Raw genomic sequence first — 22,797 nt, 5'->3', positions numbered from 1 at the left:
TGATGATACAGCAGAGGTGAGTTTATGCCCGCAGATAGCTTTCCCTTTCCGATGTTCTCGGGGCTGATGGTGCCGCAGCATTATAAGCAAATTGGCTCGGCACTATGGCTATTTGCTTGGTGCATTAGCTCCACCACGGTCGAAGTCGAAGACGATGGAATCGTTTGGGGAATTGTCCTTGGAGGCAAGCCGATGAAACTATCTGAAATCGGTGAAAACTTTGGGGTTAACGACAAGACAGTTAGTAGGTGGATCAGTGATCTACAGGATCACGGTTATCTCCACATCACCAGGGCGCCCCGGGGTTTGATCATTAAGGTGAAAAATTCAAAAAAGGGCCTTCTGAAGCGATCAGACAAAAATGTTCCTTCATTAAAATGTGATCAGACAATTATGTCCGATCAGGACGACAGAGACCAGACATATTTGTCTGTTCATGGCGACGGTGATCAGACATATTTGTCCGTTCACTTCGATGGTGATCAGACAGAAATGTCCGATCATAGGCCGGGTTTAGGTAGTGATCAGACAAAAATGTCCGATGCAAAAGATATTACTACTACTACTACTACCACTACTACTTTAGAAAAAGAGTGGTGGGAAGAAGAACCCAATCAAGAACCTTCAGCCGATGGGATGATTTCCATCCTGGACGCTTATTGCAAAATGCACTCCAAACTTGATATTCACGTTTCGTCTGCTGAACGCCAAGCTATGGGTCAGATGGTCGCCGGAGGGATTTCTGTTCCTTTTACCATCCAAACTATGGCAACTATGTTCAAGGCGAAGAAGACCCGGCAAGGCAAGCGCTTTGAACCGGCCAAGAGCTTCACTTACTACGTGTCTGGGATTAAAGAGGCATGGGAGAATTCCCAGGCGGTAAGTGAGCCGGAAGTTAAACCGGAAACGAAGCGCAAGGCAAAGGCAGCTCCATCAGAGCCGCCGCGCAAAACTAAACAACAGCAGGAGCTTGAAGAGTTGAAACGCAGAGCGAAGGAGGAAAGGGAGCTTGAAGAGAGCACAAGTTATTGACTTGCTTATAAAGCTCAAGGAGGAATATTCCCAGGTTGATACTAGTATCCCTGAGATAGACCGCCTTTATGAGAACTTGAAGGACTTCCCATTTGATGTTGCCTGCGAGAATGTTCGGCAGCACATGCTTACGAACCCATGGCCTCCAAAGATTGCACAGATCCGTGGCGGTGCCAGTGACCTACGGGATCAGCGTAAATTCAAAGATCAGACAGCGGAGTATTTTGCGGAAAGGGACAAGGCCCAAGCTGCTGCCAAGCCTATGCCCACCGGATGGAAGGAGGCGCTATATGCAAGGCTCAATAAGGGTACTGCCGCACAATGAAGATGCTGAATTAGCAGTCTTAGGTGCTGTCCTGGTCGATGAAACAGGAAATGCCATGGATTCTGCAATCAGCGTTGCTCCAGAGGTGTTTTATAACCCTATTAACCGGACGATATTTTCAGCCATGCGGGATTTACATAACGCGGGGGAACAAGTGGATATCCGTTCATTAGTGGTCATGCTTAATCACAAGAAGAGTCTGGAAAAGGTTGGCGGAACTTATCATATCTCCCGGATTGCATCAGCTTCTCCTACTGCTTCCGACATTGATTATTTCCTTGGAGTGATCAAGGATAAATTGACCTTGCGTCAGGCAATAAGAGACGCCGAGGCTCAAATTGATCTAGTGTTTGACAGTGATGATGCCAGTGCGGTAGTGGCGAATGCTCTGACAAAATCGGCAGCGTTGTCCGATCAAACCGCCCCGAAAAAGGATTTCAAAAGTACCAAGGATATCGGCATGGCTTTTATAGATACCATTGAGAAGCGTGTAGACAATCGTCTGAACGGAAATATCAGCGGTAAAGAAACGGGATTCGTGGACTTGGACAAGCTCACAGGTGGATTCCAAAAGCAAGATCTGATTATCGTTGCTGCGAGGCCATCCGTTGGTAAAACAGCGTTTGCTCTGAATATTGCTCAAAATGCGGCAGCATTATCCGATGAACCGATTGCTGTGTTCAGTCTTGAAATGTCAGAACAGCAGCTCATGCAGCGTATGTTGAGTGCAGAGGTGAATCTTGATGCCAATGATCTTCGAATGGGCGATATCACCAGTGATGATGATTGGGGCAAGTTGGCGGTTGGTTTAACGAAACTGTCTGAGAGGAACATCTTCATCGCTGATGATCCTATCGTTACGGTTCATGACATTCGTGCCAAGTGTCGCCGCCTTAAGAGAGAGCAAGGGTTGGGAATGATCGTTATTGACTATCTGCAACTCATTCAGGGTAGCAGTGGCAAGCGCGGTTCAGAGAATAGGCAGCAGGAAGTATCTGAGATATCCCGCGTGCTGAAGCAGATTGCCCGGGAATTAGATGTGCCGGTGATTGCCCTTTCCCAGCTCAGTCGAAATGTGGAGCAGCGACAGGACAAGCGCCCGATTATGAGCGATCTGCGGGAGTCTGGTTCCATTGAGCAGGATGCCGATATTGTAGCCTTCCTTTACCGGGACGACTACTACAATCAGGATACCGAGAAGAAGAACATTATCGAAATCATCATTGCCAAGCAGCGAAACGGCCCGGTGGGCACGGTGGAACTGGTATTCCTGAAGCAATTCAATAAATTCGTGAATTATGAGAGGGCGCACAGCGCATGATGCTGCGTCATGACAATAGAGGTTGGGTCTTGATGAACAATTAACTTTAAGGGGATGAAATGTATGGATTCAGCAATCAGAAAAATTCAAAAAGCACTTAAATTAGCAGACCGAAATTCAAATGCAGAGGAAGCGCAGGCGGCAATTCTTCTTGCACAGCGATTGATGGCTAAACACGGCTTATCTGCTTCTGATATTGGTTCTGATGAGCAAAAGCAGCCGGAGGCTCAGGAAGGAAAGATTCGCAAAAGCAGAATTGAGTGGTGGCACCGTAAGTTGCTGAATATTGTGGCCGATAATTTTCGTTGCTTCTCGTTCTATGCAAGTGGTTCCTATATTGGATTTCTCGGTCTCCCTGAAGATGTTGAAATAGCAAAAGAAGTATATGTATTTGCTGAAGATGCGCTTCGCTACCATTCCAGTGAATTTCTGAAAACGCGAGTGAATTACTTTGGATCACGGAAGAGAACCAATGCCTTGAAGAACGATTATATTACCGGATTCCTTCAAGGATTGCGCGAAAAATTCAAGGAACAAGTTGAAACTGAAAGCTTGGCATTAGTGCTTGTAAAGCACGAAGTGGTTGTTCAGGCAAATGATGAAGCGAACTGGAAGACTGGTAAGCCGATTCAAATGACTAGTTTGGGCAACGGTGAAGCCCGGGCGTAGGGTTATAAGGATGGCCGGAATTTCAATAACCCAATAGGGAAAATGATTGGATAGAAAGGCGGTGACCACAATGGACGGACTGGTGATTAAGCCGAAATGGGCCGATTTGATTCTTTCCGGGGCCAAGACATGGGAAATCAGAGGAAGCCGGACAGGCAAGCGCGGGACGGTCGGAATTATCAAGAGTGGAACGGGCAAGGTGTTCGGTACGGTCGAGATATCAGGCTGTGTTCCCCTTACAATGTACGCCTGGGATGCCAACCAGGACAAGCACTTTGTACCATACGCAGATATCAATTATAAAACCCCGTATGCCTGGGTAATGGGGAATCCAGTTATCTTCTCGGAGCCGATTCCTTACATTCATCCACAAGGGGCAGTCATTTGGGTCAAGCTTTGGGAAGGAGGCAACCATGAGCATCCACCCGCAAGCGCTGAACATGATCAATATGGCATTGGGCAAGGTGGTCCGCAAAGGGAGAAAGGCTGAACGATTTCAATTGTATGTATGGCCGCAATCTGAGCTGGCGAAATGTCAAACGATAAAAACAGCATTCGGGAACTTACGGATTCACCCAGATGAATACCTGTCAAAAGGATATTCCTTCATTCGGGAAGATTGGGGCGGTGGGCAAATAGGCTTTGCCTGGGTCTGCTATCCAAAGACAGCTAACATCTTTGAAAATAGAAAAGATCAGAAACATGCTTAATGAAGATTAGACGTAAGATATTCTTAGAATGCTCCTGAGAGGATGATACTCATGACAGAAGGTGCTAATCCCAGTGAAACGCTCAAGCGAATCGTTGGATCTATCGGCGAGGTCTTCAGAAAGTTATGGAAGGTGGTTAAGGCATTCGTTCGGAAGCTGACAAGAACATTTATCTTCGCTTGTCGTAATGTTACTGGCCTCAAAAAGAACGTTAGGATATATTTCCGCACCAAGAACAGACGGATCAAGCGGAAGCAGCAGCAAGTCATCTTCACAACTTTGGCGAGACTGATTTAGAAACTGAATAGTGGACGCATATAGCGAAGTATAAAAAATGAATAAGGAGCGTGTACAAATGATTACCAAGTCCATTGAATTAACGCTACATGAATCAGTATGGAAGGCATTAGAAATGGATATTGAAGCGTCCGGCGGTAACGTTAATATAGCAGATCTGTTACGCGGAGTAGTGACGGAATCCTATTGGAGCAAGATGGAGTTAATGGGTCTCAAATTACCCATGTACGAAGGGCCAAAATAATACTTTGGTGCACAGTCCGAAGATACCTTGAAGGAGTGAAGAGAATGGATGCAAATGAGGCTCTTAATCTCATTAAACAAGAGTTTGAAAAAAGTCTTAAAGTTGGCTTGTTGAATCTACAGGTTAAATGGCTTATTGATCGGGCTGAAATACTCCAGAGGATTGAAAACCGTTGGAATGAAGTTGAGGGGAATGGGTTAAGTGAAGGAGCTCTCGATTTCTACGATTTTGTTCAGGACACGCTGTTCGATACAGGTGAATGAAAAGACCCCCTAATCCTTGGCCGGGGCTGGGGGTCAATAAACGAAAAATATACCTCAAACCCATTATAGCATAAAGGGGCGAGGGGAATGGCAATGGTATTGGAACAAGGGGAATTGTTTCCAAGTGCAACCGAAGTTGATATTGAAATCACAAAAGTATTACTGCGCAAATATCCCAAAATGGCAATTACCGTCAATGGATTAAAGTTGAGAGGTTCGCTTTCCCCAAAAGAGAAATCCACTCTTAAAAAGTGGGACCCCATAATCAGAAATATTGAGTTAGCGATTCATGCCATATTGGATTTAGAAATAAAAGAGATTATGCAATACCGGTTCATAGATCGAAACCCGCGAAAAGCAGCATTGATAAAATGGTCGATCTTCTCAGAACGGTCATTTGATAGGAAGATCCAGGAAGGGACAGAATCAGTAGCTGGCACCCTTAAAATGCTTGGCATCATCTAAAACGTGTCTGTAATCTGTCTGTAAAGTGTCTGATTTAGGTCAGTTAAGCGTCAGCAAAGCGTCTGTATTTTGGATTTAAAGTTGGGACATAGGACGGAAACATCGTCCGGGTGTCCCTGCTACCCCTTATCCCAGCAGGACTCGGCCATGCTGAATCAGTGATGAAGCACCTTTGACAAGCGCAAGACGCAAAGGGAGTGGAGCTGTAGCACTAGTAGCAAGTAGGTGTTCGCGGCGGTATGGTGCGGGGAATGAGAGTTCATAATGCTCTCGACGCGCTCCACCCGGGCGCGATAGGCACATAGGGGAAGTTTGTCGGTCATACCGTCCTTCACCATGCAAATACGGGGAATTGTAAATAATGTTAATAATCAGAGTCGCCCTTCACGGGGCGGCTTTTTATATTGGGGGAAAAGCAATGAATCAGGCAAGGAGGTTTATAGAGCCGCCGGAACCGAAGCAGCCGGTTAAATGCAAAGGCTGTGTATGGGGCAAATGGGAAGCTTCGGCCCAATTCTGTGCGAAACCGATCTGTGTAAAACAGGACGGGGGTGGCGGTGGGCATGGATGAACTTTGTTCAGCCGATCCGCAGCCAGGAAACTATCAATGAGATAAAAGCCTATTTCTTGATGGACAGTCACCGCAATTACATGATGTTCGTCTTTGGGATCAATACCGGGCTGCGTATTCAGGACATTCTGAAATTCAAGGTCAAGGATGTGACCGGCGATCAGATAGTCATGAATGAGATGAAGACCGGGAAGCGCAAAATCATCCAGGTCAACCCGACGCTTAAACGGGACATTAAGAAGTACACGGCCAACATGAAGCCGGACGATTACCTGTTTCCTTCGCGCCAGGGCAAGAACAAACCGCTGAAGCGAGATATGGCCTATAAGATCATGCGACGGGCTGCGGGCGAATTTGGTTTGGTAGACATCGGAACGCATACCCTGAGGAAGACCTTTGGCTATCATATGTATCAGAAGACCAAGGACATCACGCTGGTTCAGAGCCTGCTTAACCATTCAGACAAGAGCATCACCATGCGCTATATAGGTATGGATCAGGACATGATGGATGCTGCGATGAACCGTTTTGGCCTATGAGTTATTCATAATTAGCGAGTATGTAACTCAACCCGGGGAAGGTTGACAAAGCCTTGATCTATAAGGAGTAGCAGCACCCCCGGCAGTTATGCTCTCTAATAAGATATGAGGAACTGCCCTTTTATACAAAGTATGCAGTTTAGCCCTGAATCAAGGGTTGTTATGAATTGAATAGTAGCAGAAAGACGCCCTTTATATAAGGGCTTTTCGTCGTTGCTCTCTCAGAAACGACCATGAATTTTTATGCATAGGGGTTGTGATGCTGTGCCATTGATGAAGTTCTGCCGGAAGTCCGGCTGTAAGGCGCTGGTTGCGGACGGATATTGCGAGGCTCACAGCGACACGGCCCGGAAGTTTGAGCAGCAGCGAGGGTCAGCCGCAGAGCGTGGGTATGACCACAAGTGGAAGGTCGCAAGGGCTAGGTTCCTGCGGCACAATCCCTTATGCGTCCACTGTTTCGAGGCTGAGTTGGTGGTCGAGGCTACGGTTGTTGACCATATCATCCCGCATAGGGGTGACCTGACACTGTTCTGGGACATTCAAAACTGGCAGGCGTTGTGTGCTTCCTGTCACGGTTTCAAAACTGCCAAGGAAGACGGCGGCTTTGGCAATGCTGCCAGGGGGTAGGGGGGTAAAATATCTAAAAACTTTTTAGATAGGAGACCGCATTGGACTTTAATTACGTAAAAACTCGTTTTATGAAACTTTTCGAGATTTCAGGAGGTGGCCCGGATGGGCAGAAATGCCAAGCCTGTTGATCTGCAAATTGCCGAGGGCAATCCTAATCGTTTGACGAAGGAGCAGATTCAGCAGCGGAAAGAAGCGGAGGTCAAGCTGGGGAAAACAGACCTGGAGAAGCTTCGCCCCCCGCCTTTAGTCAAAACGGATGCCGTTGCTCTGGGTCACTGGAAGCAGGCGCTGAAGGAATACAAGGAAGCGGCGAAGAACGGAGCTACCCTCTTAAGTAGTTCGGACGTCGGCCTGCTGGCGATGTACTGCCGCACGTATTCTGAATATGAGAAGCTGCTTATCCAATATCAGACGATTGAGAACATCAAGATTGATGCCCACATCTTCGACGAATATTTCGACCATGCCGAAGATGTGGAGGGAGTGGAGCTGAAGGCGCTGGTCTACCTGTCTCAGTTAGCCTCACTGGAAGGTGTCTTGAAAATCGAGACGGCCATTAACAAGAAAATGGACATGCTGCTGAAAATGCAGGACCGTCTATTCCTTAACCCTTCCTCCAAAGTTAAGAATGTTCCAGCGCCGAAGAAGAAGCAGGAGACCCCGAGCAAGTTCAGTCGTTTCGGGAACCGCAGTGGATAGCGTTCGGATTTATCCCTATAACACTGTATCGGAGCAGGACCGGGTGACGGCATTCGCCCATGAGGTCGTTTCGGGCCGGATTATTGCCGGGAAGACCCAGCGGCAAGCCTGTGAACGGCACCTTCGGGACTTGAAACGGCAAGGGACGGCGGACTTCCCGTATGTCTTCGACCCTGATCGTGCCCATGACATCATTGAATTTGCCGAAGCCTTAACCCTGGCGGAAGGAGCGGACCCGGAGCCATTGAGGCTCTGGGGGTTTCAAGACTTCATTTTTGGTTCGTGGAATGGCTGGCTGACCTTAGATGGGTATCGTCGATTCCGTTCATCCTACGTTCAGTTAGCCCGCCAAAACGGGAAGTCGCTAGGTAATGCCGTTCCCTCCATGTATTACGGCAACTTCGACGGCTACCATTATCCGCAGGTCTATTGCACTGCGACGAAGGAAGCCCAGGCCCGCATTGTATTGAAGGAATGTATCAAATTCATCAATGCGGACGAAGAGCTGGGGGGATCGGAGTATGAGAAGGGGCTATTTGACGTCAAGGAGTACAAGGGCGTCGTCTTTTGCAGGCAGACCAACGGGGAAATCCGAGCGCTAGGCCGGGATACAAAATCCATTGATGGATTCCGGCCATACTTTGCCAGCGTCGATGAGTATCACCTGCACAAAGACAACCAAATGTACAAGCTGCTGAGTGACGGAACCGTCAAACTCAAAGAGTGCCTGATATCCGTCATTACAACGGCGGGCTTTGACCTCAACGGACCGTGCTTCGAGCTGTACGAACATTGCAAGCTGATCCTTGACGGACTGCACCAGGATGAAACACAGTTTATTTTCATCTGCGAGCTGGACAAGGACGATGATGTTTGGGACGAAGCGAATTGGCCGAAGGCAAGCCCACTTTGGACGGAACAGACGCTGAAGAGTTTGCGAATGGCAGCGAATACCGCCAAGGCCATGCAGGGGTCCGAGCTGCGCAACTTCCTGACGAAGTGGCTAAACCGTTGGGTTCAGTTCGCGGACAACCAGTACATGAACCGCGAACACTGGAAGGCTTGCGCTTCAGACCTGACGCTGGAAGATATGAGGGGCCGGGAGTGTTACCTTGGGCTGGATCTTTCCTCCGGGGGAGACTTAACTTCCGGTGCTTTGGAATTTCCATTCGACAATGAGTCGGTGGAACGCAAATACTTCATTGACTCTCATAGCTGGATTCCAGCGGCGCGGGTGGCAGAACATGTGCAGACCGACAATGCGCCTTATGATATGTGGATCATGGACAGGCTGCTCACGCCAACCGAAACCATGGGCGGGGTGAAGACGGACTACAAATATATCATCGCGCATTATCGGGACCTGATTAAAAAGTATAACCTCAAACTGAAAGGCATCGCTTATGACCCTCATAATGCGGATGCCTTTTTGTCTGACCTGGAAGAATTCGGCGTCGATGTGGTCGAGATTGTCCAGAGTGCCCGCAGCCTGAACGACGCTACCGTCGATTTCCGGCTGGAGGTTGAGGCGGGCAACGTCTTGTATGACCGGCGCAATAAGCTGCTGACCTGGAGCATGGCAAACGCCAGGACAACAAGCAATAGCTTCGGTGAGATCAAGATCGATAAGGAGCCGGGGGCCAAAACAAAGCGTATTGACCCAGTGGATGCCGTTATCGACGCCCACAAGCTTGCGCTTTCCCAGGCAGGACAGAAGCCGTCGGTGTATGAAGAACGGGATGTTCGCGTTCTCTAAATCCATTCCGAATAGGAGGTGAAAACCTTGAAAATTCCGTTTATTTCAAATTTTTTTGAGAAAAGAAGCGAATCCAGTAATTTGAGCGACCCCAAGCGCTGGTTATATGAAGCCTTCGGCATCCCGTTCGGCCGTGGGATTCGGGTATCGGAGTCCACGGCCATGCGGTCCACGGCAGTGCTGGCTTGTGTGAGGATACTTGCGGAAACTGTCGCTTCCTTACCTTTGCCCATATACCGGCGGCTGAATCCCCGGGGCAAAGCGCGGGCCAATCATCCCGTCGGTGACATCTTGCAGCGGGCACCGAATCCGCGCATGACGGCATTCACCTTCCGCGAAACGATGATGGCCCATATTCTCTTGTGGGGGAACTGCTATGCCGAGATTGAGTACAGTTCGGAAGGGGAGGTTACCGCACTTTGGCCGATTCCGCCGCACCGGGTCGAACACATGGAAACAGCGGAGGGAGACCCGTTTTTCCGAGTGACCACCAGCAACGGGCAGCAGCATAACGTTCCCTTTTATGCGATGTTCCATATTCCCGGACTTGGATTTGACGGGAAAAAGGGAATATCGGTCATTCGCTGGGCGCAGCAATCCATTGAACTGTCCTTAGCTACAGAACAGTTCGGCATAGAATTCTTTCTTAACGGCACCAATGTAGGGGCCGTGGCGACCCATCCCGGAACCTTGACGGATACGGCCTATGAACGGCTGAGTAAATCGCTTCGGGAGAAATACGAAGGGCTGGGGAAGGCGCACCGGCTGATGCTGCTGGAGGAAGGTATGACCTTCAGCAAAAACACCATTCCTCCGAATGATGCGCAGTTTCTGGAGACACGCAAATTTCAGATTCTCGAAATCGCCCGTTTGTTTCGTGTGCCGCCTCACATGCTGGCAGACCTGGAGCGGGCGACCTTTTCCAACATCGAGCAGCAGGGCATTGATTTTGTGACCCATACCGTGCGGCCTTGGCTCATCCGATGGGAGCAGACGATTAACTGGAAGCTGTTCACCGGCAAGGAGCAGAAGAAGTATTACGCCGAATTCCTGATTGAAGGGTTCCTTCGCGGAGAGACGAAATCGCGCTATGAAGCCTATAGCATCGGGCGCAATGGCGGCTGGCTATCCGTGAATGAGATCAGGGAGAAGGAGAATATGAATCCGATTGAAGGCGGGGACGAATACTTGCGCCCACTCAACATGACGGAAGTAGGCAAAGAAGATCCAAAAGACGACGGTGGGGGAGGTGAGACAGACAATGAAGACGGAGAAGGAACAAAGGGAACTGCTGCTACAGGGGAGTAAGCTTGAAATTCGGCGCGAGGACGGCGAGCCTGCAAAAATCATCGGGTATGCCGTCCGTTGGGATCAACTCTCAAAACCCATCTTTGGTTACTTCCAGGAAAAATTCGCCCGCGGGGCCTTCGCGGCCAGCCTGGTTAACCCGGATGTATATGCGGCTTGGCAGCATGACAGCCGGGAGGTGCTGGGTCGAACGCCGAACACCCTACTATTAACCGAGGACGAATTGGGGCTGCGCTATGAAATCACGCCGCCGAGCTGGGCAGAGAAATACATTGAGACGATTGAGCGCGGCGACGTGCGGGGATCGTCTTTTATTTTTCGCGCCGTCCGGGAAGAGTGGGACGAATCTAACGAAGATATGGCGATTCGCACCGTGATGGAAGCGGAGCTATTCGAGGTCAGCCCGGTCACATCGCCCGCCTATCCGCAGTCCAGCGTTGGCATTCGGTCGGCAGAAGAGATTTATCAGGCCCGGCCGAAGCCGCCGGAAGACGAGGCAGAAGCCCGGCAGGCATCGGCGCTGCTTGAACTGGACATGAGGATGAAAAAAATCAACCTATAGGGAGCTGGAATAATTGAAAAATTTGATTGATCTGAGAAAGAAACTGAAGGACAAGAAGGATGAAATGCGGGCGCTGATTACGACGGCCCAAACCGAGAAGCGCGGGTTCAATGATGAAGAAGAATCTAAGTTCGCGGCAATGGAAGAAGAAGCGCGCAGCCTGGAAGATGAGATTAAGCTGGAAGAACGGGCGCAGCAACTTGCGATGGGTGGGGCAGGCACTAAGAGAAGCGTAGAAGATTCCCAGCATGAGGATGAATTCAGGAACCTGGGCGAATTCATTGCAGCTTACCGCGAAGACCCACATGATCCCCGGTTAAAGGAATACCGCGAGCTTGCAGCGGGGACCAAAGCATCCGGCGGCGTGTTTGTGCCTCCAAAGTTTTCGGCGCAATTGTTCGAGATCACGCCGGAACAGGCCGTTGTTCGGCCCCGTGCGGTCGTTATCCCGGCCGATGATGTTGCACCAGACGCCAGCATCACCTTCCCGGCACTGGACCAGGGCGCAGGCAGCAATATGTATGGCGGTGTCGAAGTGACTTGGATCGGTGAAGGAGACGAAAAGCCGGAGACCAATACCAAATTTAAGGATTTGACGCTGACACCGCACGAAGTCGCCGCCCATATCGTCATTACAGACAAGTTGCTGCGCAATGCGCCTGCCGTCAATACCATCGTTACCCGGCTGTTCCGGGGTGCGATTGCAGCGGCTGAAGATGATGCTTTCCTCTATGGCAACGGTGTAGGCAAGCCGAGCGGAGCTGTAGTATCGGCGGCTACTGTCACGGTGCCGCGCGAAACAGCCAATCAGATTAAATATGCGGATATTGTCGCGATGTTGGCAAAGGCCAAGCTTGGCGGCTCTCTGGTGTGGGCGGCATCACAGTCCATTCTGCCGCAGCTCCTAACCATGAAGGACGACGCTGGGAACCTGATTTTCCAGCCGAATATTGCGGACAAGATGACCGGAACCCTCCTGGGCTATCCGATTCGCTTCACGGAGAACGCCCCGGTTCTGGGCACGGTGGGCGACCTAGTACTTGCTGATCTTGGCTACTATCTGATTAAAGATGGTTCAGGCATTTTCATCCAAGCTTCTGAACATCCACTGTTCCGCCAGAACAAAACCATCATCAAGGCGTTCTGGAATGTGGACGGCAAACCGTGGGTCAGCGGTCCGTTCACGTTGAAAAACGGCTATCAGGTATCCCCGTTCATCAAGCTGGGCGCACCAACGGTGTAATCATGGCCCTTCGGGGCCTTTAATATGGGAAGGAGAGGATTCAAGTGGCGAAAAAGCACTATCATGTAACTGCCGAATTTGTGGACAAGGAGACGGGGGAGACGATTCTTCCCGGTTCGGTTTTCGAAGCGGACGACGAACGTCTGGTGCTGCTGCGGGCTGCGGAGGTCGTCGGGAAAGAGGCGACGAAGGCAGAGGTAGAAGCCGCGCTGAAGGCGGGGAACGACGATGCTGACAACGTTAAAACGGGCTAAGGCGGCGCTGGACATAGCCGATTGGGATACGGAACAGGATATTGCCTTGGAATTGGCATTGGCGGCGTCGAGCGAAGCCATTGAGCGGGAATGTAATCGAATCTTTGAGCTGAAGACGCACCGGCAGCGCTTAGACGGTCCGGGCACACAGTTTCTCCGGCTGCGGAACTTCCCGATTCAGTCCGTATCCGAAGTGAAGGAGGACGGTGCGGTTCTGAAGGAATCCGCCTATGAGATTGAGTCAGAAAACGGCATGTTATTTAAGCGGTTCTGCTGGCCTTGTGGGACGCGAAACATCGAAGTGGAGTATACGGCGGGGTATGTCCTTCCGAACGACACAGCGGGCGCACCAGTTGCCACATTGCCGCGAAAATATGAGTTGGCCTGCATCCTGTTCGCCCAAACTCTGTTACAGACACCGGGCGTGACTTCGGAGCGGGTCGGGGATATATCTGTAACGTATGCCGCAGCGGCGTCGGGAGAGTTGCCCGTCGCTGTAGCGGCGCTTATCCGATTGTGAGGTGGGACTATGGCAAGAGCAAGAGCAAGACGCGCTGGCGTGCAGGTGACTGGCGAGGATAACCTACGTGAGCTGGCCGAGCGTCTGCGGCCGTTGATGGAAAAGAAGGTCCGCATTGGTATGCAAGGGGATGCCGAGCTTGCAATGATTGCAAGTGTCCACGAATACGGATCGTATAAGATGAACATCCCCGCCCGTTCCTTTATCGGGACCGGCAAAAAGAAAGGACAAACGCCAATCGGCAAGCTGGTCCGCGCCGGGGTAACGGAAATCGCCCACGGCCGCAAGTCGGTTGATTCCCTGTTTGCGGAGATCGGGGAGGTGGGACTTGATCGGATGGTTAAGAATTTCAACCGAATCAAGGAACCTTCCCTATCCGCCCGATATGCAGCACATAAGACTGGTCCCCGGAAGCTATTGCAGCGGGACGAGGACTTGCGCGACTCCCTGACCTTCGATGTCGTTCCAAAGGGGGAATAAGGATGAGGCATTTCAGATTCGCTTCTGTGGTTCGCAAGTATTTCCGTCCTTATTTCCTGGTGCGGGACGCTGGCGGAGCATATGTCAAAGGGAAATGGGTGCCGTCCCCGCCGGAGCTGGAGCAGCGGAGCGGGAGTATTCAGCCGGTCAGCGCCAAGCTACGGGCAACAGAGGGCGGCAACTACACCGAGACGGACCGTATGCTCTATACGACAGCCTCACACAGCGCCGGGGAGCGGATCGAGTATCTGGATGTACAGTACAACGTTGCAGAGTCGCCGGACCGTGAATATTCGGACGTCAATCAGTATTTATTGCGGAAGGTGGTCGCCAATGCTCCCGTTTGAGAATATTCGGGTTTCAATCGTTGAAGGGCTGGAGCAGGCAACCGGCGGACTGGTGATTGAAATGAACGGCGGCGGGGATATTCCTTCCGGTGATTTTTTGACTTATAGCTTTATCGGTGGATTTGAGTCCTCCGGCGGGCAGCCTATCATAACCCAGCAGGGCGGGCAGCAGCAGAGGCGGGAGACGGTGACCTTCACCGTCTCTTTTAACTGCTATGCCGATGATTCGGACATCGCCATGGTTAACGCCATGCGAGCGCGGGACTGGTTCAAAACGACGGGCGGTGACCGGCTGAAAGACACGCTGGACGTAATTGTAATCGACATCGGAGAAATCCAGAACCGGGACATTAATATCGGAGAAGAGTGGGAACGGCGGCAGGGCTTCGATGTAGAATTCCGTGCGACCGACCTAGTGATTACCGATGTCTCCGGCTGGATCGAGACAGCACCAATACAAAGGAGTGATTATGTTGAGCATTAGTGACGTAACGGTAACGATTTCTGTGCTTAAGCCGATGCCTATCCTGGGCGGGTTCGGCAAGCCCTTGATCCTGGGGGCCAGCACGGCAGGCAAGGATTACAAGAATTATGCGGATATCGACGCCGTGCAGACAGACTATCCGGCCAACACGGAGGAATACAAGGCGGCTGCGGCAATCTTTGCCCAGAAGAATCCGCCGGCGGAGCTGGCGGTTATCTCCCGCAAGACTGGAGCAAGCCCGGTCACGTTGGCCGACTTGCTGCCGACGCTGTTCCTGAAGGACTGGCATTTCCTTATTACGACCACGACAACGGTCGAGGATCTAATCTTGATTGCGGATGCCGTGGAGGCAGACAAGTCCCGGCAGTTTGTCGCCCGGACCAGCAGCAAGGCGGACCTAGCCACCATCAAGGCAAAGGGTTATGACCGCACAGCGGTAATCTATCATACCACTGTCACTAACTACCCGGATGCGGCATGGGTCGGCGCTGTCGGTAGCCTACCGGTCGGCAGTGTGACCTGGAAGGGCTGGACGCTGGTTGGCATCGCGCCGATGGACATCGATGCGACGGAGCTGAGCGCCATTCATGCCCTGGGAGCCAACACCTATGTGACTAAGGCCGGGACCAATGTCACCAGCGACGGCCGGGCGGTTAGCGGGGAGTTCATAGACCTTATTCACTCCCAGGACTACATTGTGTTTTCCATTCAGTATGCGGTGCAGGACCTGTTCAATCGAGCGCAGGAAATGCGTACCAAAATTCCATTTGACAATCGCGGTATCGCGCAGATTGAGAGTGCTTCCCGCACCGTACTTCAGCGGGCGTTCCTTCAAGGCATGATTGCGACGGATGAGGATGGCGTGGCCTTGTACAATACAACATTCCCGCCGAGGTCACAGGTGGACCCGGCCAATATTGCCGCCCGGAACTACCCGGATGGGAAATTTGAATTTATCATTGCCGGAGCGGTACACAAGGCTGGGATTAGCGGAACAATTAAATTTGCATAGGAGGCGTTAAGAGTGGCTGAACCAAAAACATATGATCCAATGGACGTCACCACGATTGTGGCTGGCGTCTTTTTGACGGGATACGGCGAGGACTTAGTGACGGTTGCAAAGGATGAAGAGCAGTATACGACAGCGGTAGGCGCTCAGGGGGATGTGGTCCGCAATAAGGTGAATAATCCCCTGGGAACCATCACCGTTACTCTTCAGCGGACCAGCCCGCAGGTTCCTTATCTGGATGGATTGGCAAACAGCGGGAAGTTGGTTCCGGTATCCGTTATTTTCTCAGGAACACCGAAGGAAACGAACACTGCAACACAAGCATATTTGAAGAAACCGGCAGACCGGGAATATGGCAGCGAAGCTGGCGATAAATCGTATGAGTTCCAGTGTCTTGATCTAAGCATGAACTAATCTAAAATTCGAGAGGGGCCTTATTCATCATGGCAAATTTTAAAATTAAAGAAGTAACAACTAAATCCGGTGACAAGTATACGCTACAGTTCCCGGGCGTCCGGGCTGTGACAAAAATTAATGACCGGATGAAAAACAAACATGGCGTGCCTTCTGAAGAAAAGATGGCGGATGAAATGTTTGCGCATGTTGTTGTTGCTCCTAAAGTTACTCAGGAAAGCTTTGAATCCTATCGGGAAATGATGGAGGTCGCCAACAAAGCTTACCTTTTCATTAATGGAGTGGATGAAGAGGAAGTGATTTCGGATGTCGAGGATATCGAAAAAGAAGGCTAAGGAACGGGCGCGAGAGAATTGGGATCATTGGCGCTTGCTGTTGTCAGATATGGGTATCACATATAGCGATTTAGACAACATGGACCAGGACGACATTGCTGAGGCAAATGCAGCACTGGATATTCATATCGAACAAATGAATAAAAATAAGAGCAAAAAATAGGCGTCCTTCCCCGGGACGTCTGTTTTCGTTGCTGGAAAGGAGTGGATATATGGCAGGCGGAATCATCGGCTCACTCATGTATGCAGTAGGGTTCAAATTCAATTCCGGTGGATTAGATGAAGCGGATTCCAAGGTTGGAATATTAACCAAAAGTGTCATTGGATTAGGAGCTGCTGGCGGCGCGGCATTAATCGGGATTGGATCGGCAGCATTAGCAGCATCCAGTGATTTTGAAAATGCAATGTCTAATGTGCAAATGACGACTAGTCAAACCACGGAGCAAATGGAAGCGACGCGGGAAGTTGCTAAGAATCTGTACAATCAGAATTTTGGCGAAGATTGGGACGACCTGGGCGGATCTATCGCGGCTGTAGCCAAGGCTACAGGGCTTACAGGCGATGCACTTGAGTCTGCTTCCCGCGAGGCGATGCTGTACGCGGGGCAATTTGACGGCGACGTTACGGAGTCTATTGCCGGGGTATCTGTCGCTATGAAGAATTTCGGGGTCACCTCTACGGAGGCCTTCAACCTGTTAACCCAAGGACAGGGCCGAGGGGTAGATACATTGGGAGACATGCTGGACAGCGTGAACGAGTATTCGCAAGCGTTCGCCTCCATGGGCTTTACGATGGAAGACACTATGGGATACTTTGACAACGGTATGAAGGCAGGAGCACGCAATACGGACTTGCTGGGCGACGCCATGAATGAGTTTAGCATCTTGTCCATTGAAGCCGGGGGCACCGCAGAAACATCTTTTCAGGCTTTAGGCTTGGACGCTAACAAAATGATGAAGACCTTTTCCAACGGCGGGCCAGCGGCAAAGTCTGCATTTAAAGATATCGTATCCATGATTTCGGATATTCAGGACCCGGTACAGCAAAATACAGTCGGTATCGGGCTGTTCGGGACAATGTTTGAGGAACTTGGCGTGAAAGCCTTCAGTGCCTTAGATGATGTGAACACTAGCTTTGATCAAAGCAAGGACTCTGCGGCTAATCTCAATAATGGTTTTACGAGTATCGGGGAGTCAATGCAATACTTCAAACGTCACATAGAAACGGGGATATTGATCCCCATTGGGCAAAAGCTGCTGCCGTATCTGAGTATGTTTGGGGCGTGGATTGCCAGCCATCAGCCGCAAATTGCCGCCTTCGGGGATCTGATAGGAACCTACCTGGGCATAGCCATTGAGAAGGTGAGCGGATGGGTACAAGCATTGATACCCTATTTGCAGGACTTTGGCGCTCAGGCTGCGGCTCTTTGGCCGGACATACAAAACATTGCCGCGCAGATATATGATGTCGGCAGAGCAATTGTGGAGTGGGAACCGTTTATCCCTATCATCTCCGGCATTGCCGCAATTTTATTGACCTACAAAACAACGATGGTCGCGGTGGCTACGGCAACCAAGATAGCGGGGGTAGCAACTAAAGTCTGGTCAGGCATAACCAAGGCGTTCACAGCCGTGCAGACGGCGTTCAATGCGGTGATGGCGATGAACCCGATTGCACTTGTCGTCCTGGCCCTTGTAGGTTTAGGAGTTGCGCTGACCGTAGCCTACAAGCGTTCCGACAAGTTCCGAGCCTTTATTGATGGGATGTGGGCAGGCATTAAGACAGCGACCATGGTAATCCTTAATTTTTTCAAGGTGACGGTGCCGAAGTACTTTATGATAGCCTTCAATTTTGTCACCAACTTTATCAAAAAATGGGGCATTACGATATTAGCCGTCATTGGTGGACCGATTACGATGATTGCACTCCTGGTGTACAAAAATTGGGATAAGATCAAAGCCGTGACCATAGCCGTATTTACAGCCGTATGGAATTGGCTTAAATCCGCCTGGGACTGGATGAAAACTACTGTGTCCAGTGGAGCTACTGCCATTTGGAATGTTGTAACCGGAGTCTGGAATAACATCAAAGCTGTGACGGTTGGTATTTTTTCAGGCGTATGGAATTGGCTTGTAACTCTCTGGGATAACGTTGTTGGAACTGTTACAGGGGCCGGAAGTAGGATATTTGGCGCTGTATCTGGCGCATGGAATAATGTCAAGACAGGGATATCAACAGCAATGGAGGCGGTTAAAACTACGATGTCCAATGCATGGGGGTTTATTGTTGGGGCGGTTTCTGGTGTCGGTGACAGCATAAAAACAAAATTGACGGGTGCATGGGATGGAGTCAAGTCAACGTTTATAAATGCCATTAACTGGATTATTGGAAAGTATAATTCAATGATCGGCAAACTAAACTCGGTGTCAATCAAAAATCCGTTTACCGGTGAAGAGATAGTGGGGATTAATATTAAGCCCATTGCGCCAATCGACGGTAGTCACGCTAACGGGTTGAGCAATGTGCCGTGGGACGGTTATATCGCAGAACTGCATAAAGACGAACGTGTCCTGACCGCTGATGAAAACGAGAAGTATTCCCGGTATACTCCTGAAACGGCCCCGGCCCGCACCAGTAGCAATCAGAAAATAAATATCACTGCTCCCTCCATAACAATTACAGTTCAGGGCAATGCAGATACTAAAACAGCGCAACAAATTGGCAGTATTGTTGACCAAAAGTTGCAGGACTTTTTAGAATCGGCATCCCGGATCATGGGGGTGGAAATCAGTGGCGCTAATTAACGGGATGTACATCACTGTTCAAAGCGAGTCGCCTAGCTTTCCGGTGACGGTCACGGAGCAGCCGGTTGAAAAGGGAATCAACCTGATTGACCATATACAGGCCCAAGCCCGAACTCTGTCCATCTCCGGAATTATTGCCGGGACAAAGGCGGCGAAGACGCGGGCAGATATCATATCGGTCAAGGACAAAGGACAGATTGTCAGCTATGTCGGCCGCAATGGCTTTGTCGGCGTGATTACGGATTTCTCCACATCCACCGATTACACGACCGCCGACGGTATGACTTTTTCGATGGAGCTGCGAGAGGTTCGTATTGCTGCCGCCTCTTACGTCGATACGTTGCCGCCACCGATTAAGTCCCAGGCAGCGCCAATTGTCAACAGTGGGACAAAGCAGACTAAGGACAAGGACAAGGACAAGGACAAGGACAAGGGGGCGGGAAAAGGTAAGGGGAAGGAAACGGGCAAGGACAAGGACAAGGACAAGGTTGAAAAGGTCAAATTCAAGTCCGGGAGCAAGTGGGGGACAGGCAACATCAAGTGAGGTGAGTTATGGAATACATTGAAGTGGAGAAAGACCTTATCCCGTATCGGTTTGAACTTTCCCTGGCGGATGAAGCATTCACCTTTGAGGTGCATTACAACTCCAGTTACGATTTCTTTACGGTGGATCTGACCAAGGATGGAGAAACCCTGGTCTTTGGGGAGAAGCTGGTGTACGGTCAGACACTCTTTTATGACGTCCAGGATAACCGTTTCCCGAAAATCCCGATTGTCCCGTTTGATCTGTCAGAGCATAGCAGTGTCGTAACCTGGGGGACGCTCGGCGTGAGCGTCTTTTTATATTTGCTCCTGGAGGATGAGGCCGATGGCTAAAACAAACTTTGGTCGTGTCGCGGAGATCATGACGGGGAATATGTCGTTCGCACTGGCTAAATACAGCATAGAGGGCACGGTGCCGTTCGATAACGATGCCTTACCGAACGAATCGGAACTGCGGCTCTGGAATCTGGCGCAGACCACCATTAATAACCTCAAGCGTAACGGGGTGCTGATGGTCAATGCGGGCTATACCGGGGATATTGGCCTGATTCTCCACGGCCGTATATCGGCGGTACGGACGCGCTGGGAAGGCGTGGACAAGGTAACCACCATTAATGTGCTGGACAGCGAAGACCTGGGCAAACGGGAAGTTACCGAAATTGCCTTTGCCAAGGGGACCCTTGCCAGTGCGATTATCAAGCAGATGGCCGGATACATCGGCCTGCCGGTGGCGCAAATGTCGCTGAACCATGATTACCGATACCAAGACGGATACACTGCCAAAGGCAAGGTAACGGACATCATTACCGAAGTCTGCAAGGACTGCGGCACATCGGTCTATATCAATCAGAGCAAGCTTTATGTCCGCAACCTGCGCAGCGGCGCGGATGCGGTCTTTGCGCTATCTCCGGCGACCGGGTTGATTGGTAGCCCGGAGTACTTCGAGGATAACGGCCATAAGGGGTATAAGATTCAAGCGCAGTTACAGCGGCGGATTACCACGGCTTCCGTCATTAACCTAACTTGCCGCGAGTGGTCGGGAAAGCTGTATGTCCGCAGCGGGAGCCACAAGTTTTCTAATACAGGCGACTTTATAACAGAGGTGGAGGCGATTATGTGAGCAAGACAGACCCAGCGGGAGCGCTGGCCAATATCCTGAGAGGGCATGGATCAAAGCAAGCGGACGGCATCAATGTGGCTCTGCCTTGTAAGGTGATTACCTTTGACCCGGTGACGCTGACCGCCTCTGTTCAGCCGTTACTTAAGTTGTTCGGCAGTGATCCAGCACAGATTATGTCCGTGCCGGTGGCCGGGCACAAGGTCAAGTTTGAGCTTGACCTTGGCGGCGGGGCGCAGCCCTTTGAAACGGTTATGCGCCCGGCATTGTCTCCAGGGGATACCGTGTATGTAGTCTGTGCGGACGCTGAAATCAGGAATACCCTGTCTGGCCGTGTGGCTGCGCCAGACTCCAGCCGTCGGCACAGCCGAATGGATGCCGTCATTGTGGGGGTGATGCCGTGTTCACTATAAAGCTTGATGATACTGGAGATATTGCCCTTCAATCGGGGCAACTGCAAATGATATCCGGTCCGGACGAAATCGCTCAGTCCTGCCGGTTAATCCTGGGGGTGCAAAAGGGCGAATGGTTCCTTAACCCGGAGCTGGGGATTGATCATAAGAAATTCTTGGGCAAGGGAGTTTCCCGCGATGAAATGCAGGATGAAATCATTTCTGGTCTGCTTCAGGAGCCGAGGATTCAGAGTGTGGATGCGATAGAGTTTAGTTTTAACCGGCAGCTCCGGCAGCTTATCGTATCTTTTACGGCGACGGGCACCAATGGGGAAGTCATAACCATGGAGGGGGTGGAAATCGGTGGATGAACAGGGATTTAAGCGCCAGCGGTTCGCGGAGATCCTGGCTGATGTCGAGGACAAGGCGAAGGAAGTATTTGGCGAAGAGCTGGACACCGCCGAAAAATCGCCCATGGGGATGATCCTGCGTTTGTTTGCTTGGCATTTAGGCAAGGCAGACGAACGTCTGGAGGATGTTTATAATTCTGCTTCAATCAATGCGTCAACCGGTGCCAGCCTTTACAAGCTGGGCGGCAATGACGGACTATCCGTATATAGTGAGGAATATGCTTCCGGCTTCATCGCTGTCACCGGGACGCCGGGCTATGAGCTGCTTGCTGGATTCCTGGTTGCTACAGCATCCGGTATCCGGTTTGAAACCATCAATACGGTCACGCTGTCGTCCGAAGGAACGGGCACCGTTGAAATCATGGCCGTGGAGATGGGGGCATCCGGTAATGTTCCGGCCGGGACAGTAACGGTTGTCGTCAATCCGAATCCAGATATCATGTCTGTCACTAATGCCCAGCAGACCCAGGATGGCCGGGACCGGGAAACGGATGCTGCATTCCGGGAGCGCGTGCTTCAGCGGCGGCAGAATCCGGGCACCAGCGGAAACAAAGCGGATTACCTGAGATGGAGCCGGGAGGTTCCAGGCGTAGGAGCTGCGAAGGTATTCCCGTTGTGGGCCGGTCCAAAAACGGTCAAGGTGGTTATTGCCGATGCTGATAAGCTCCCCGCCTCTTCACTGCTGGTCTCCCAGGTTCAGCGGTACATCGATCCCGATCCAGGGCAGGGGGAAGGGACCGCGCCCATAGGGGCCGTTGTGACGGTGGCTGCTGCGGTTGCCAAGACTATCAATATATCCGCGACAGTTGTATTGGCAGCCGGGTACACCTTGCAATCGGTGCATGATGCGTTCCTGCTGAAAGTCGAGGATTGGCGGGGAAAAGCATCCTTCAGCGTCACCTATGTCAGTCATGCCGTAATCGGGGCGCTGCTGCTGGGCACGGACGGAATTATCGATTACTCCGAACTCACCTTAAACGGCGGCGCTGGAAATGTTCCGTTGAGCGCTGAAGAAGTGCCGGTTATTGGTGTAGTGGAATTGGAGGTGTAGCAG

Annotated in this window: 31 protein-coding genes; all 31 read left to right on the top strand. The window is 51.0% G+C overall.

What is annotated here, in order from left to right:
* Window positions 1-24: 24 nt before the first annotated feature.
* The 31 genes from C162_RS34585 (at window position 25) to C162_RS34580 (ending at window position 22,794) form a co-directional block, all read left to right on the top strand.
* The gene (locus C162_RS34585; RefSeq protein ID WP_051493840.1) at window positions 25-1,032 is read left to right on the top strand and encodes a hypothetical protein; all 1,008 of its coding nucleotides are present in this window, start codon (window positions 25-27) and stop codon (window positions 1,030-1,032) included.
* Entirely contained in the window at window positions 1,010-1,357 is a 348-nt protein-coding gene (locus tag C162_RS21875; protein WP_036697673.1) for a hypothetical protein, read from the top strand. The genes C162_RS34585 and C162_RS21875 overlap by 23 nt, the downstream gene beginning before the upstream one ends.
* Complete coding sequence (gene dnaB / locus C162_RS21870; protein WP_036697671.1) at window positions 1,323-2,678, top strand: replicative DNA helicase; 1,356 nt, start codon at window positions 1,323-1,325, stop codon at window positions 2,676-2,678. Before C162_RS21875 ends, dnaB begins: the two co-directional genes overlap by 35 nt.
* Window positions 2,679-2,741: 63 nt before the next feature.
* Complete coding sequence (locus tag C162_RS21865; RefSeq protein WP_036697670.1) at window positions 2,742-3,347, top strand: DUF2786 domain-containing protein; 606 nt, start codon at window positions 2,742-2,744, stop codon at window positions 3,345-3,347.
* Window positions 3,348-3,417: 70 nt separating this feature from the next.
* Window positions 3,418-3,837: an ASCH domain-containing protein gene (locus C162_RS21860; protein WP_084649011.1), complete on the top strand. Its 420-nt coding sequence runs from the start codon at window positions 3,418-3,420 to the stop codon at window positions 3,835-3,837.
* 575 nt (window positions 3,838-4,412) lie between these two features.
* The gene (locus tag C162_RS21850; RefSeq protein ID WP_036697665.1) at window positions 4,413-4,598 is read left to right on the top strand and encodes a hypothetical protein; all 186 of its coding nucleotides are present in this window, start codon (window positions 4,413-4,415) and stop codon (window positions 4,596-4,598) included.
* Between the two features lie 44 nt (window positions 4,599-4,642).
* On the top strand, window positions 4,643-4,861 hold the full coding sequence (locus C162_RS21845; protein WP_036697663.1) for a hypothetical protein: 219 nt from the start codon (window positions 4,643-4,645) through the stop codon (window positions 4,859-4,861).
* 87 nt (window positions 4,862-4,948) lie between these two features.
* Window positions 4,949-5,326 (top strand): hypothetical protein, encoded by a 378-nt coding sequence (locus C162_RS21840; protein WP_036697660.1) that lies wholly within the window; start codon window positions 4,949-4,951, stop codon window positions 5,324-5,326.
* A 567-nt stretch (window positions 5,327-5,893) separates the two neighbouring features.
* Window positions 5,894-6,436, top strand: coding sequence for a site-specific integrase (locus C162_RS21830; protein WP_036697655.1), 543 nt, complete (start codon window positions 5,894-5,896; stop codon window positions 6,434-6,436).
* Window positions 6,437-6,679: 243 nt separating this feature from the next.
* Window positions 6,680-7,063, top strand: coding sequence for an HNH endonuclease (locus tag C162_RS21825; RefSeq protein ID WP_036697652.1), 384 nt, complete (start codon window positions 6,680-6,682; stop codon window positions 7,061-7,063).
* 105 nt (window positions 7,064-7,168) lie between these two features.
* Entirely contained in the window at window positions 7,169-7,765 is a 597-nt protein-coding gene (locus C162_RS21820) for a P27 family phage terminase small subunit (RefSeq protein ID WP_036697650.1), read from the top strand.
* Window positions 7,758-9,521 (top strand): terminase large subunit, encoded by a 1,764-nt coding sequence (locus C162_RS21815; RefSeq protein ID WP_051493838.1) that lies wholly within the window; start codon window positions 7,758-7,760, stop codon window positions 9,519-9,521. Before C162_RS21820 ends, C162_RS21815 begins: the two co-directional genes overlap by 8 nt.
* A gap of 27 nt (window positions 9,522-9,548) precedes the next feature.
* Complete coding sequence (locus tag C162_RS21810) at window positions 9,549-10,829, top strand: phage portal protein (RefSeq protein ID WP_051493837.1); 1,281 nt, start codon at window positions 9,549-9,551, stop codon at window positions 10,827-10,829.
* Window positions 10,783-11,391: an HK97 family phage prohead protease gene (locus C162_RS21805; RefSeq protein ID WP_036697649.1), complete on the top strand. Its 609-nt coding sequence runs from the start codon at window positions 10,783-10,785 to the stop codon at window positions 11,389-11,391. The genes C162_RS21810 and C162_RS21805 overlap by 47 nt, the downstream gene beginning before the upstream one ends.
* A gap of 13 nt (window positions 11,392-11,404) precedes the next feature.
* Window positions 11,405-12,634 carry a phage major capsid protein gene (locus C162_RS21800; RefSeq protein ID WP_051493836.1) on the top strand — a complete coding sequence of 410 codons (1,230 nt, stop codon included), beginning with the start codon at window positions 11,405-11,407 and terminating at the stop codon, window positions 12,632-12,634.
* A 44-nt stretch (window positions 12,635-12,678) separates the two neighbouring features.
* Entirely contained in the window at window positions 12,679-12,888 is a 210-nt protein-coding gene (locus C162_RS21795; protein ID WP_036697648.1) for a hypothetical protein, read from the top strand.
* Window positions 12,863-13,408, top strand: coding sequence for a hypothetical protein (locus C162_RS21790; protein WP_036697646.1), 546 nt, complete (start codon window positions 12,863-12,865; stop codon window positions 13,406-13,408). The genes C162_RS21795 and C162_RS21790 overlap by 26 nt, the downstream gene beginning before the upstream one ends.
* Before the next feature lie 9 nt (window positions 13,409-13,417).
* A complete protein-coding gene (locus tag C162_RS21785; RefSeq protein WP_036697644.1) occupies window positions 13,418-13,888 on the top strand; it encodes a hypothetical protein in 471 nt (156 codons plus the stop codon).
* 2 nt (window positions 13,889-13,890) lie between these two features.
* Window positions 13,891-14,235: a hypothetical protein gene (locus C162_RS21780; RefSeq protein ID WP_036697641.1), complete on the top strand. Its 345-nt coding sequence runs from the start codon at window positions 13,891-13,893 to the stop codon at window positions 14,233-14,235.
* The gene (locus C162_RS21775; protein ID WP_036697639.1) at window positions 14,222-14,719 is read left to right on the top strand and encodes a phage neck terminator protein; all 498 of its coding nucleotides are present in this window, start codon (window positions 14,222-14,224) and stop codon (window positions 14,717-14,719) included. Before C162_RS21780 ends, C162_RS21775 begins: the two co-directional genes overlap by 14 nt.
* A complete protein-coding gene (locus tag C162_RS21770; RefSeq protein ID WP_051493835.1) occupies window positions 14,706-15,731 on the top strand; it encodes a DUF3383 family protein in 1,026 nt (341 codons plus the stop codon). The genes C162_RS21775 and C162_RS21770 overlap by 14 nt, the downstream gene beginning before the upstream one ends.
* Window positions 15,732-15,743: 12 nt before the next feature.
* Complete coding sequence (locus C162_RS21765; RefSeq protein WP_051493834.1) at window positions 15,744-16,142, top strand: phage structural protein; 399 nt, start codon at window positions 15,744-15,746, stop codon at window positions 16,140-16,142.
* A 29-nt stretch (window positions 16,143-16,171) separates the two neighbouring features.
* On the top strand, window positions 16,172-16,477 hold the full coding sequence (locus tag C162_RS21760; protein WP_036697635.1) for a hypothetical protein: 306 nt from the start codon (window positions 16,172-16,174) through the stop codon (window positions 16,475-16,477).
* On the top strand, window positions 16,449-16,640 hold the full coding sequence (locus tag C162_RS21755) for a hypothetical protein (protein ID WP_036697634.1): 192 nt from the start codon (window positions 16,449-16,451) through the stop codon (window positions 16,638-16,640). The genes C162_RS21760 and C162_RS21755 overlap by 29 nt, the downstream gene beginning before the upstream one ends.
* 49 nt (window positions 16,641-16,689) lie before the next feature.
* Entirely contained in the window at window positions 16,690-19,281 is a 2,592-nt protein-coding gene (locus tag C162_RS21750; RefSeq protein WP_036697632.1) for a phage tail tape measure protein, read from the top strand.
* A complete protein-coding gene (locus C162_RS21745) occupies window positions 19,268-19,825 on the top strand; it encodes a phage baseplate protein (RefSeq protein WP_036697630.1) in 558 nt (185 codons plus the stop codon). The genes C162_RS21750 and C162_RS21745 overlap by 14 nt, the downstream gene beginning before the upstream one ends.
* Before the next feature lie 8 nt (window positions 19,826-19,833).
* On the top strand, window positions 19,834-20,157 hold the full coding sequence (locus tag C162_RS21740) for a phage baseplate plug family protein (protein ID WP_036697627.1): 324 nt from the start codon (window positions 19,834-19,836) through the stop codon (window positions 20,155-20,157).
* On the top strand, window positions 20,150-20,944 hold the full coding sequence (locus C162_RS21735) for a phage protein (RefSeq protein ID WP_036697626.1): 795 nt from the start codon (window positions 20,150-20,152) through the stop codon (window positions 20,942-20,944). Before C162_RS21740 ends, C162_RS21735 begins: the two co-directional genes overlap by 8 nt.
* Complete coding sequence (locus C162_RS21730; protein WP_036697624.1) at window positions 20,941-21,354, top strand: Gp138 family membrane-puncturing spike protein; 414 nt, start codon at window positions 20,941-20,943, stop codon at window positions 21,352-21,354. The genes C162_RS21735 and C162_RS21730 overlap by 4 nt, the downstream gene beginning before the upstream one ends.
* A complete protein-coding gene (locus tag C162_RS21725; protein WP_036697622.1) occupies window positions 21,342-21,704 on the top strand; it encodes a DUF2634 domain-containing protein in 363 nt (120 codons plus the stop codon). The genes C162_RS21730 and C162_RS21725 overlap by 13 nt, the downstream gene beginning before the upstream one ends.
* Window positions 21,697-22,794, top strand: a complete 1,098-nt coding sequence (locus tag C162_RS34580; protein ID WP_051493833.1) for a baseplate J/gp47 family protein — start codon at window positions 21,697-21,699, stop codon at window positions 22,792-22,794. Before C162_RS21725 ends, C162_RS34580 begins: the two co-directional genes overlap by 8 nt.
* Window positions 22,795-22,797 lie beyond the last annotated feature (3 nt).

The sequence above is a fragment of the Paenibacillus sp. FSL R7-269 genome (assembly GCF_000517865.1).
Classification (GTDB): domain Bacteria; phylum Bacillota; class Bacilli; order Paenibacillales; family Paenibacillaceae; genus Paenibacillus_AQ.
The sequence above is the reverse complement of the archived record's forward strand: the minus strand, read 5'-3'. Positions and strand labels throughout refer to the sequence as shown.